The sequence below is a fragment of the Pantoea sp. BAV 3049 genome, assembly GCF_009765445.1.
In the GTDB taxonomy this organism is placed as follows: Bacteria; Pseudomonadota; Gammaproteobacteria; order Enterobacterales; family Enterobacteriaceae; genus Erwinia.
In genome coordinates, this window is record NZ_WHOY01000031.1 from 1,743,902 (window position 1) to 1,754,101 (window position 10,200).

Sequence of the window (10,200 nt, forward strand, 5' to 3'; positions counted from 1 at the left end):
GTTACTCCTCCACTTTAACCATGTAGGAAATCGCGTTAACCATACCGCGTACAGCTGGCGTGTCTTCACGCTCTACGGTGTGGTTAATACGACGCAGACCCAGGCCAAGCAGCGTTGCCTTGTGTTTCGGCAAACGTCCGATCGAGCTGCGGGTTTGTGTAATCTTAATAGTCTTAGCCATGGTCATTACCCCAGAATGTCTTCAACGGATTTGCCACGCTTGGCAGCGACCATTTCTGGAGAATTCATGTTGGCCAGGCCATCCAGCGTTGCACGAACCACGTTAATCGGGTTAGTGGAACCGTAGGCTTTAGCCAGAACGTTATGAACCCCAGCGACTTCCAGTACGGCGCGCATTGCACCGCCGGCGATGATACCGGTACCTTGAGAAGCCGGCATCATGAACACACGAGAACCTGTGTGCACACCTTTAACAGGGTGCTGCAGGGTGCCGTCGTTCAGCGCGACATTAATCATATTGCGACGGGCTTTTTCCATCGCTTTCTGGATCGCTGCTGGAACTTCACGCGCTTTACCGTAACCAAAACCGATGCGACCGTTACCGTCACCTACCACTGTCAGAGCAGTGAAGGAGAAGATACGACCACCTTTAACGGTTTTCGATACGCGATTTACCGCGATCAGCTTTTCCTGCAGTTCGCCAGCTTGTTTTTCGATGTGTGCCATCTTACACCTCTACCTTAGAACTGTAGGCCAGCTTCACGGGCAGCATCTGCCAGTGCCTGGACACGACCATGATATTGGAAACCAGAGCGGTCGAAAGAAACACCAGTGATGCCTTTTTCGATTGCGCGCTCAGCGACTGCTTTACCAACAGCTGCGGCGGCGTCTTTGTTTCCGGTGTACTTCAGTTGCTCACTGATTGCTTTTTCTACTGTAGAAGCAGCAACCAGAACTTCAGAACCGTTAGGAGCAATTACCTGTGCGTAAATATGACGCGGGGTACGATGTACCACCAGGCGAGTTGCACCCAGCTCTTTGAGCTTGCGGCGTGCGCGGGTCGCACGACGGATACGAGCAGATTTCTTATCCATAGTGTTACCTTACTTCTTCTTAGCCTCTTTGGTACGCACGACTTCGTCGGCGTAACGAACACCCTTGCCTTTATAAGGCTCAGGACGACGGTAGGCGCGCAGATCGGCTGCTACCTGACCAATCAGCTGTTTATCAGCGCCTTTCAGCACGATTTCAGTCTGAGTTGGACATTCAGCAGTGATTCCCGCTGGCAGCGCGTGGTCAACCGGGTGAGAAAAGCCCAGGGCCAGACTCACGGAGTTGCCTTTAACGGCTGCACGATAACCTACACCAACCAGCTGCAGCTTCTTAGTGAAGCCTTCGGTAACACCGATAACCATACCGTTCAGCAGTGCACGAGAAGTACCAGCCTGCGCCCAACCATCCGTGAAGCCTTCGCGCGGAGCGAAAGTCAGGGCGTTGTCAGCATGCTTAACTTCTACAGCAGCGTTGATGGTACGAGTCAGCTCGCCGTTTTTACCTTTAATCGAAATAACCTGACCGTTGAGTTTTACCTCTACGCCGGCAGGAATGACGACAGGTGCTTTAGCAACACGAGACATTCTTTCCTCCGTTAAGCTACGTAGCAGATAATTTCGCCACCAAGACCAGCCTGGCGCGCTGCACGATCGGTCATAACACCTTTAGAGGTAGAAATAACAGCGATACCCAGTCCAGCCATCACTTTTGGCAGTTCGTCTTTGCGTTTGTAGATACGCAGACCTGGACGGCTTACACGCTGAATGCTTTCTACCACTGCCTTGCCCTGGAAATACTTAAGAGTCAGTTCCAGTTCTGGCTTGGTGTCGCCTTCGATTTTAAATTCTTCAATATAGCCTTCTTCCTTCAGCACGTTGGCAATTGCCACTTTCAGCTTGGAGGAAGGCATGGTGACCGCAACTTTGTTCGCGGCTTGACCGTTACGGATACGGGTCAGCATATCCGCGATCGGATCTTGCATGCTCATCTGTCTTTACTCCCGTGATTCAATTGGTAATTACCAGCTAGCCTTTTTCAAGCCTGGTACTTCACCGCGCATAGCGGCTTCACGTAACTTGATACGGCTCAACCCGAATTTGCCCACATAACCATGTGGACGGCCAGTTTGGCGGCAGCGCTTGCGCTGACGAGACGGGCTGGAATCACGCGGCAGAGTTTGCAGCTTGAGAACAGCATTCCAACGATCTTCGTCGGATGAGTTCACACTTGAAATGATAGCTTTCAGTTCCTCGCGTTTAGCGCGGTACTTGTCAGCCAGTTTCACGCGAACGACTTCGCGTGCTTTCATTGATTGCTTAGCCATCAGTAACCCTGCCTTACTTGCGGAACGGGAAGTTAAAAGCAGCCAACAGTGCGCGGCCTTCATCATCAGATTTCGCAGTAGTGGTAATGGTGATATCCAAACCACGAACGCGGTCGACTTTGTCATAGTCGATCTCTGGGAAGATGATCTGCTCACGAACGCCCATGCTGTAGTTTCCACGGCCATCGAAAGACTTAGCGGACAAGCCACGGAAGTCACGGATACGTGGAACAGCAATAGAAATCAGACGCTCAAAGAACTCCCACATGCGTTCACCACGCAGAGTCACTTTACAGCCGATCGGATAGCCCTGACGGATTTTGAAGCCTGCAACTGATTTGCGTGCTTTGGTGATAAACGGTTTTTGACCGGAGATTGCTGCCAGATCGGCTGCTGCGTTATCCAGCAGTTTCTTGTCAGCGATCGCTTCACCAACACCCATGTTCAGGGTGATCTTCTCGACCCGAGGGACTTGCATGACAGAATTGTAGCTAAACTCAGTCATGAGTTGTTTAACTACTTCGTCTTTGTAGTAATCATGCAGTTTCGCCATCGTACTACTCCAAATTACTTGATAGTTTCGCTGTTAGACTTGAAGAAACGGACTTTTTTGCCGTCTTCGAATCTAAAGCCTACACGGTCAGCCTTGCCGGTGGCAGTGTTGTAAAGTGCAACGTTAGAAACCTGAATAGCAGCTTCTTTTTCAACGATGCCGCCTGGTTGGTTCAGGGCCGGAACCGGCTTCTGATGTTTCTTAACCAGGTTGATACCTTCAACAATGACCTTGCCAGAAGACAGGACATTTTTTACTTTACCGCGCTTACCTTTATCTTTGCCGGTCAGCACGATAACTTCGTCATCGCGACGGATTTTAGCTGCCATTTTTCGCTCCTTAGAGTACTTCTGGTGCCAGAGAGATAATTTTCATGAACTTTTCAGTACGAAGTTCACGAGTTACCGGCCCAAAAATACGCGTTCCGATAGGCTGCTCGCTGTTATTGTTTAAAATAACGCATGCATTACCATCGAAGCGAATGACAGAACCGTCCGGGCGACGAACACCCTTCTTGGTGCGCACCACTACCGCTTTCAGCACATCACCTTTCTTAACCTTACCGCGAGGAATTGCTTCCTTGATGGTAATTTTGATGATATCGCCTACGCCTGCGTAGCGACGGTGCGAGCCACCCAGAACCTTGATACACATTACGCGACGTGCACCGGAGTTGTCGGCGACGTTCAGCATAGTCTGTTCTTGGATCATTTTAGTGCTCCGCTAATGTCAACTACTACTTCGGGACCTGATTCAGGTCGTATAAAAGCCCCATTATTGAGGGCGCAGTATTATAACACCGCATCTCGCATATGGGTAGAAAAAATAAACGGCTCATATCGAGCCGATATTTGAACCTCTAAAATGAGGAACGCGACATTCTAAGGAATTGTTCATCCCGTAGCAATCGCTATCTGCACACTTTCTCAGCTTTCTGGGCCGGAAAAGAAAAAACCCCCGACAGGCGGGGGTTTTTTGCAGAGAAAAAGTTCTTCTTACAGAACGGCTTTCTCGATAACGCGAACCAGGGTCCAGGACTTAGTCTTGGACAGTGGACGGCACTCGCGGATTTCTACCTTGTCGCCGATCCCACATTCATTGCTCTCGTCATGTACGTGCAGTTTGGTCGTACGCTTAATGAACTTACCGTAGATTGGGTGTTTCACGAAACGTTCGATAGCGACAACAATGGATTTCTCCATTTTGTCGCTAGTTACACGACCTTGCAGAGTACGGATTTTATCGGTCATTACGCACCCGCCTTCTCAGTCAGTAAAGTCTTAACGCGTGCAACATCACGACGCACTTGCTTCAACAGATGAGACTGTTGCAGCTGGCCGGATGCTGCCTGCATGCGCAGGTTAAACTGCTCCCGCAACAGGTTAAGCAGCTCAGTGTTCAGCTCTTCAACGCTTTTTTCACGCAGCTCAGTTGCTTTCATTACATCACCGTCTTAGTTACAAAGGTGGTTTTGATAGGCAGTTTTGCTGCTGCCAGCTTGAATGCTTCACGGGCCAGTTCTTCCGGTACGCCGTCCATTTCATACAGGACTTTACCCGGCTGGATCAAGGCAACCCAATACTCCACGTTACCTTTACCTTTACCCATACGCACTTCCAGCGGCTTCTCGGTAATTGGTTTGTCCGGGAATACACGGATCCAAATTTTACCTTGACGCTTAACTGCACGGGTCATAGCACGACGTGCTGCTTCGATCTGACGTGCAGTCAGACGACCACGGCCAACAGCTTTCAGACCGAAAGTACCGAAGCTAACATCCGTACCCTGCGCCAGACCACGGTTGCGGCCTTTGTGCACTTTACGGAATTTTGTACGCTTTGGTTGTAACATCAGCGACTCTCCTTACTTACGGCCTTTACGCTGCTGCTTTTTAGGTTGAGCAGCCGGTTCCGGTTGTTCAACAGCAGCCATACCACCCAGGATCTCACCTTTGAAGATCCATACCTTAACGCCGATTACACCATAAGTGGTGTGCGCTTCAGAGGTGTTGTAGTCAATGTCAGCACGCAGGGTGTGCAACGGCACGCGGCCTTCACGGTACCATTCGGTACGCGCGATTTCAGCACCGCCCAGACGGCCACTAACTTCAACTTTGATCCCTTTAGCGCCCAGACGCATTGCGTTCTGTACAGCACGCTTCATAGCACGACGGAACATCACACGACGCTCCAGCTGTGAAGTGATGCTGTCAGCAACCAATTTAGCGTCCAGTTCCGGTTTACGGACTTCGGCGATATTGATCTGTGCAGGAACGCCAGCGATATCCGCTACGACCTTGCGCAGTTTTTCTACGTCTTCGCCTTTCTTACCGATAACGATACCAGGACGAGCGGTGTGAATGGTCACACGGATGCTCTTGGCCGGGCGCTCGATAACGATACGAGATACGGACGCTTTAGCCAGTTCTTTAGTCAGGAACTGGCGGACTTTAAAATCGCTGTCCAGGTTGTCAGCGAATTCTTTGGTATTTGCGAACCAGGTAGAGTTCCAGGGTTTAACAATACCCAGGCGAATACCATTAGGATGTACTTTCTGACCCATTGCTAGTCTCCAGAGTCTCAGCGATCGGACACAACCACAGTAATGTGGCTGGTGCGCTTCAGGATGCGATCTGCACGACCTTTTGCACGCGGCATAATGCGCTTCATGCTAGGGCCTTCGTCGACGAAGATTTTCGTCACTTTCAGATCATCAATGTCAGCGCCATCGTTGTGTTCGGCGTTAGCAATGGCAGATTCCAGAACCTTCTTAACCAGTACAGCCGCTTTCTTATTGGTGTAGGTCAGAATGTCCAGAGCCTGCGACACTTTCTTACCGCGTACAAGATCCGCTACCAGGCGAACCTTCTGAGCAGAAGAACGAGCGTGGCGATGTTTAGCGATAGTTTCCATCTCTTCCTCCTACCTTAGCGTTTCTTGGCTTTTTTATCAGCCGTGTGGCCGCGATAAGTACGGGTCGGTGCAAATTCACCCAGTTTGTGACCGACCATTTCGTCGGAAACAAAGACAGGAACGTGCTGACGACCATTATGGACAGCGATGGTCAAACCGATCATGTTAGGGAAGATCGTTGAACGACGGGACCAGGTGCGCAAAGGCTTCTTGTCTCCGCTTTCCACCGCTTTCTCTACCTTCTTCAGCAAGTGCAGGTCAATAAAAGGACCTTTCTTGAGAGAACGTGGCATGGCTTATCCTCTAAAATTATTTGCTACGGCGACGTACGATAAATTTATCAGTACGCTTGTTGCTGCGGGTCTTCTTACCTTTGGTCTGAACGCCCCACGGTGAAACCGGGTGCTTACCAAAGTTACGACCTTCACCACCACCGTGTGGGTGGTCGACTGGGTTCATCGCAGTACCGCGAACGGTAGGACGAACACCACGCCAACGAGCAGCACCGGCTTTACCCAGAACGCGAAGCATGTGCTCAGCGTTACCGACTTCACCCAGGGTCGCGCGGCAGTCGAGTTCGACTTTACGCATTTCACCTGAACGCAGACGCAGGGTAACGTAGGAACCTTCACGAGCAACGATCTGCACGTAAGCACCAGCTGAGCGAGCAATCTGACCGCCTTTGCCTGGTTTCATTTCTACGTTGTGCACAGTGGAACCCACTGGGATGTTACGCATCGGCAGGGTGTTACCTGCTTTGATCGCAGCATCAACGCCAGACTGAATCTGGTCGCCAGCTTTCAGGCCTTTAGGGGCCAGGATGTAACGGCGCTCGCCGTCTTTGTACAGAACCAGTGCGATGTTCGCAGAGCGGTTCGGATCGTACTCAAGACGTTCAACGGTTGCCGGGATACCGTCTTTATTGCGTTTGAAGTCAATAATACGGTAAGCCTGCTTGTGACCACCACCGATATGACGGGTAGTGATACGACCATTGTTGTTACGGCCACCGGATTTGCTGTTTTTCTCTACCAGCGGGGCAAATGGTTTGCCCTTGTGCAGCTCCGCGTTTACCACTTTAACTACATGGCGACGACCCGGAGATGTCGGTTTACATTTAACAACTGCCATTGTTCTTCTCCTCCGACTTACTCAGCGCCGCCGACGAAGTCCAGATTCTGGCCTTCTTTCAGGGTGACGTAAGCTTTTTTCCAGTCGTTACGACGACCAATACGCTGACCGGAACGTTTAACTTTCCCTTTAACAACCAGGGTGTTAACGACCTCTACTTCCACTTCGAAAAGCTTCTGTACAGCGGCTTTGATTTCTGCTTTGGTCGCGTCTTTAGCAACTTTGAGAACGATGGTATTGGTTTTTTCCATCGCAGCAGACGCTTTTTCAGATACGTGCGGCGCGCGCAGTACTTTCAGCAGACGTTCTTCACGGATCATGCCAGCATCTCCTCAACTTGCTTAACTGCGTCAGCAGTCATAACGACTTTGTCGAAGGCGATCAGGCTAACTGGGTCGATACCCGCTGCATCACGTACGTCAACCTTGTACAGGTTGCGAGCGGCCAGGAACAGGTTCTCTTCCAGTTCGCCAGTGATGATCAGCACGTCTTCCAGCGCCATGTCTTTCAGTTTCTCTACCAGCAGCTTAGTTTTAGGTGCTTCCAGAGAGAACTGCTCGACAACGATCAGACGATCTTGACGTACCAGTTCGGACAGGATGCTTTTCAGCGCGCCGCGGTACATCTTTTTGTTTACTTTTTGACTGTGGTCCTGAGGCTTCGCAGCGAAGGTCACGCCACCGGAACGCCAGATCGGGCTCTTAACAGAACCTGAACGCGCACGGCCGGTACCTTTCTGGCGCCACGGCTTTTTGCCGGAACCAGTAACTTCAGCACGGGTCTTCTGAGCACGGGTACCTTGACGGGCACCTGCTGCATAAGCAACAACAACCTGATGTACCAGCGCTTCGTTGAAATCACGACCGAAGGTAGTTTCGGAAACAGTCAGCGCGCTTTGCGCGTCTTTCAATACTAATTCCATTGCTATCCCCTTACGCCTTCACAGCTGGTTTAACGATCAGGTCGCTACCGGTAGCACCGGGAACTGCACCTTTAACCAGCAGCAGGTTGCGCTCAGCGTCAACACGTACTACGTCCAGGCTCTGAACGGTTACGCGCTCATTACCCAGCTGGCCTGCCATTTTCTTGCCTTTGAACACTTTGCCCGGAGTCTGGTTCTGACCGATAGAACCCGGAACGCGGTGAGACAAGGAGTTACCGTGGGTAGCATCCTGAGTACGGAAATTCCAGCGCTTAACAGTACCGGCAAAACCTTTACCTTTAGATGTACCAGTAACGTCTACTTTTTTCACTTCAGCGAAAATATCAACGTTAATGCTCTGACCTACGGTGAATTCTTCGCCTTCGGCGGTACGGAATTCCCACAGACCACGGCCAGCTTCAACACCAGCTTTAGCAAAATGGCCAGCTTCAGGCTTAGTGACGCGGTTAGCTTTTTTAGCGCCGGCAGTTACCTGGATAGCAGTGTAGCCGTCGTTTTCCAGGCTCTTAACCTGAGTCACGCGGTTTGCTTCAATTTCAATCACGGTTACTGGGATAGAAACGCCATCTTCAGTGAAGATACGAGTCATGCCCACTTTTTTACCGACTAAACCAATCATTGTTTCAACCTCTCAATCGCTCAATGACCTGATTAACCCAGGCTGATCTGCACGTCAACACCTGCAGCCAGATCCAGACGCATCAGAGCATCAACCGTTTTTTCAGTTGGCTCAACGATGTCAACCAGACGCTTGTGAGTGCGAATTTCATACTGATCGCGCGCGTCTTTGTTGACGTGCGGAGAGATCAGAACGGTAAAGCGCTCTTTGCGGGTCGGCAGCGGGATTGGACCACGAACCTGCGCACCAGTGCGCTTGGCAGTCTCAACGATTTCCGCAGTTGATTGATCGATCAGACGATGATCAAACGCTTTAAGACGGATACGGATTCTTTGGTTCTGCATGAGACCAGAGCTCCAATTATTTATAAACGAAAAAAATTACTACTCGCACCCATTACGATTGATGGGGGAGTGTAATCGTCTGCACATAACTCCCCGATTGGGAGTATTGTCAGGTGAGCTTATTGCCCGCCTGCGGTTCAGATTGAACCGGGCCGTCATTTCTGACAAGCCCGCGCATTATACGTGCCTGTGCTGGTATTGCAACCTGTTTATCCGAATAACAGGGGAATGCGGCAAAGGCGGGAAGGAAGCTTAACGGCTCCAGAAATGGCAACGCCGCTGAAGTGGCTGTTTCAGCGGCGTAAATTTGTACAACGACATTGCTACTGCCTTTTAATCTTCTACTTTTATTTGCGACTGCAGGTAGTTCTGGATACCAATTTTACCGATCAGATCGAGTTCGGTTTCAAGAAAATCGATGTGGTGCTCTTCATCCTCAAGAATGACTATCATCATATCCCGGCTGACGTAGTCATGAACCTTATCGGCGTACGCGATAGCCTCACGCAGATCTTTGGCTCCTTCCAGCTCCAGCACTAAATCCGATTTCAGCATCTCCTCCACATCTTCACCGATCCGCAACCGGCCCAGATCCTGAAGATTTGGTATGCCTTCGAGAAACAGAATACGTTCAATGTATTTGTCCGCATGCTTCATTTCATCAATGGATTCGTGATACTCGATATCGTTCAGGCGCATCAGTCCCCAGTTCTTGAACATTCGCGCATGCAGGAAATACTGGTTAATCGCAACCAGCTCATTTCCAAGTAGTTTATTTAAGTGATTAATGATTTTTGCATCGCCCTTCATTTTGCTTCCTCCGCTTCCAGTTACTCAGATCGTAGACGCGGAATGAGGGAAGTCAAAAAACCATGACAAAAAGCAGGGAGATTATCAGGCGATCTCTTTGTACTGCGGAGCGTGCTGCAGTTCTTCATCCATAATTTCGCGAGCGGCACGGATACATTTGCCACATTGTTTGCCAACGGGCACCAACTGACGCAGATGCTGGATCGATTTTGGCTGATAGCGGCGAACCACTTCGCGGATTGTTTTATCACTGACTGCATTGCACAAACAGACGTACATTATACCACCCCGTACAGTTTCTGAATGCTATTGTAAATGCGAATCGTTTTTATTTCAATCCACACTGCAACTGCTTGCTAAAATCCGGGCGAAAAAAAAGAGCACCGGAGTGCTCTTCTTCTTTGCTGTGGCGAAGCGAACTTCGCCACTTCAAATCATCGGCAATTAAGCGATAACTTTAGCAACAACGCCCGCACCAACAGTACGGCCGCCTTCACGGATTGCGAAACGCAGACCGTCGTCCATCGCGATTGGGTGGATCAGGGTAACA

The 10,200-nt window shown here is 50.4% G+C and carries 22 protein-coding genes and 1 pseudogene; all 23 read right to left on the minus strand.

What is annotated here, in order from left to right:
* Nucleotide 1: 1 nt before the first annotated feature.
* Nucleotides 2-181, minus strand: a complete 180-nt coding sequence (gene rpmD, locus GSQ70_RS08865; protein WP_004160569.1) for a 50S ribosomal protein L30 — start codon at nucleotides 179-181, stop codon at nucleotides 2-4.
* Nucleotides 182-186: 5 nt separating this feature from the next.
* Entirely contained in the window at nucleotides 187-687 is a 501-nt protein-coding gene (gene rpsE / locus GSQ70_RS08870) for a 30S ribosomal protein S5 (RefSeq protein WP_020322763.1), read from the minus strand.
* Between the two features lie 14 nt (nucleotides 688-701).
* Complete coding sequence (gene rplR / locus GSQ70_RS08875) at nucleotides 702-1,055, minus strand: 50S ribosomal protein L18 (protein ID WP_004160572.1); 354 nt, start codon at nucleotides 1,053-1,055, stop codon at nucleotides 702-704.
* A 9-nt stretch (nucleotides 1,056-1,064) separates the two neighbouring features.
* Complete coding sequence (gene rplF / locus GSQ70_RS08880; RefSeq protein WP_158782204.1) at nucleotides 1,065-1,598, minus strand: 50S ribosomal protein L6; 534 nt, start codon at nucleotides 1,596-1,598, stop codon at nucleotides 1,065-1,067.
* Nucleotides 1,599-1,609: 11 nt separating this feature from the next.
* The gene (rpsH, locus tag GSQ70_RS08885) at nucleotides 1,610-2,002 is read right to left on the minus strand and encodes a 30S ribosomal protein S8 (RefSeq protein WP_020322766.1); all 393 of its coding nucleotides are present in this window, start codon (nucleotides 2,000-2,002) and stop codon (nucleotides 1,610-1,612) included.
* A 30-nt stretch (nucleotides 2,003-2,032) separates the two neighbouring features.
* Nucleotides 2,033-2,338, minus strand: coding sequence for a 30S ribosomal protein S14 (rpsN, locus tag GSQ70_RS08890; protein WP_004160578.1), 306 nt, complete (start codon nucleotides 2,336-2,338; stop codon nucleotides 2,033-2,035).
* A 13-nt stretch (nucleotides 2,339-2,351) separates the two neighbouring features.
* On the minus strand, nucleotides 2,352-2,891 hold the full coding sequence (gene rplE, locus GSQ70_RS08895) for a 50S ribosomal protein L5 (protein WP_013204126.1): 540 nt from the start codon (nucleotides 2,889-2,891) through the stop codon (nucleotides 2,352-2,354).
* A 14-nt stretch (nucleotides 2,892-2,905) separates the two neighbouring features.
* Nucleotides 2,906-3,220, minus strand: coding sequence for a 50S ribosomal protein L24 (gene rplX / locus GSQ70_RS08900; RefSeq protein WP_020322770.1), 315 nt, complete (start codon nucleotides 3,218-3,220; stop codon nucleotides 2,906-2,908).
* Nucleotides 3,221-3,230: 10 nt separating this feature from the next.
* On the minus strand, nucleotides 3,231-3,602 hold the full coding sequence (gene rplN, locus GSQ70_RS08905; protein ID WP_002919748.1) for a 50S ribosomal protein L14: 372 nt from the start codon (nucleotides 3,600-3,602) through the stop codon (nucleotides 3,231-3,233).
* A 284-nt stretch (nucleotides 3,603-3,886) separates the two neighbouring features.
* The gene (rpsQ, locus tag GSQ70_RS08910) at nucleotides 3,887-4,141 is read right to left on the minus strand and encodes a 30S ribosomal protein S17 (protein WP_158782205.1); all 255 of its coding nucleotides are present in this window, start codon (nucleotides 4,139-4,141) and stop codon (nucleotides 3,887-3,889) included.
* Entirely contained in the window at nucleotides 4,141-4,332 is a 192-nt protein-coding gene (rpmC, locus tag GSQ70_RS08915) for a 50S ribosomal protein L29 (protein WP_013204129.1), read from the minus strand. Before rpmC ends, rpsQ begins: the two co-directional genes overlap by 1 nt.
* Nucleotides 4,332-4,742 (minus strand): 50S ribosomal protein L16, encoded by a 411-nt coding sequence (gene rplP / locus GSQ70_RS08920; protein ID WP_002438716.1) that lies wholly within the window; start codon nucleotides 4,740-4,742, stop codon nucleotides 4,332-4,334. The genes rpmC and rplP overlap by 1 nt, the downstream gene beginning before the upstream one ends.
* Before the next feature lie 12 nt (nucleotides 4,743-4,754).
* Nucleotides 4,755-5,453 carry a 30S ribosomal protein S3 gene (gene rpsC, locus GSQ70_RS08925; protein ID WP_002919766.1) on the minus strand — a complete coding sequence of 233 codons (699 nt, stop codon included), beginning with the start codon at nucleotides 5,451-5,453 and terminating at the stop codon, nucleotides 4,755-4,757.
* 17 nt (nucleotides 5,454-5,470) lie between these two features.
* Nucleotides 5,471-5,803 carry a 50S ribosomal protein L22 gene (gene rplV, locus GSQ70_RS08930; RefSeq protein WP_000447532.1) on the minus strand — a complete coding sequence of 111 codons (333 nt, stop codon included), beginning with the start codon at nucleotides 5,801-5,803 and terminating at the stop codon, nucleotides 5,471-5,473.
* Nucleotides 5,804-5,817: 14 nt separating this feature from the next.
* Complete coding sequence (rpsS, locus tag GSQ70_RS08935) at nucleotides 5,818-6,096, minus strand: 30S ribosomal protein S19 (RefSeq protein WP_013204132.1); 279 nt, start codon at nucleotides 6,094-6,096, stop codon at nucleotides 5,818-5,820.
* 16 nt (nucleotides 6,097-6,112) lie between these two features.
* Nucleotides 6,113-6,934, minus strand: coding sequence for a 50S ribosomal protein L2 (gene rplB / locus GSQ70_RS08940; RefSeq protein ID WP_158782206.1), 822 nt, complete (start codon nucleotides 6,932-6,934; stop codon nucleotides 6,113-6,115).
* A gap of 17 nt (nucleotides 6,935-6,951) precedes the next feature.
* On the minus strand, nucleotides 6,952-7,254 hold the full coding sequence (rplW, locus tag GSQ70_RS08945) for a 50S ribosomal protein L23 (RefSeq protein ID WP_105595770.1): 303 nt from the start codon (nucleotides 7,252-7,254) through the stop codon (nucleotides 6,952-6,954).
* Nucleotides 7,251-7,856, minus strand: a complete 606-nt coding sequence (gene rplD, locus GSQ70_RS08950) for a 50S ribosomal protein L4 (protein WP_034899616.1) — start codon at nucleotides 7,854-7,856, stop codon at nucleotides 7,251-7,253. Before rplD ends, rplW begins: the two co-directional genes overlap by 4 nt.
* Nucleotides 7,857-7,866: 10 nt before the next feature.
* A complete protein-coding gene (rplC, locus tag GSQ70_RS08955; RefSeq protein ID WP_158782207.1) occupies nucleotides 7,867-8,496 on the minus strand; it encodes a 50S ribosomal protein L3 in 630 nt (209 codons plus the stop codon).
* Nucleotides 8,497-8,528: 32 nt separating this feature from the next.
* Nucleotides 8,529-8,840: a 30S ribosomal protein S10 gene (gene rpsJ / locus GSQ70_RS08960; RefSeq protein WP_001181005.1), complete on the minus strand. Its 312-nt coding sequence runs from the start codon at nucleotides 8,838-8,840 to the stop codon at nucleotides 8,529-8,531.
* A gap of 333 nt (nucleotides 8,841-9,173) precedes the next feature.
* Entirely contained in the window at nucleotides 9,174-9,650 is a 477-nt protein-coding gene (gene bfr, locus GSQ70_RS08965) for a bacterioferritin (protein WP_158782208.1), read from the minus strand.
* A gap of 84 nt (nucleotides 9,651-9,734) precedes the next feature.
* Nucleotides 9,735-9,929, minus strand: a complete 195-nt coding sequence (gene bfd / locus GSQ70_RS08970) for a bacterioferritin-associated ferredoxin (RefSeq protein WP_158782209.1) — start codon at nucleotides 9,927-9,929, stop codon at nucleotides 9,735-9,737.
* Nucleotides 9,930-10,094: 165 nt separating this feature from the next.
* Nucleotides 10,095-10,200 (minus strand): annotated as a pseudogene (locus GSQ70_RS08975) (elongation factor Tu); the annotation flags it as partial.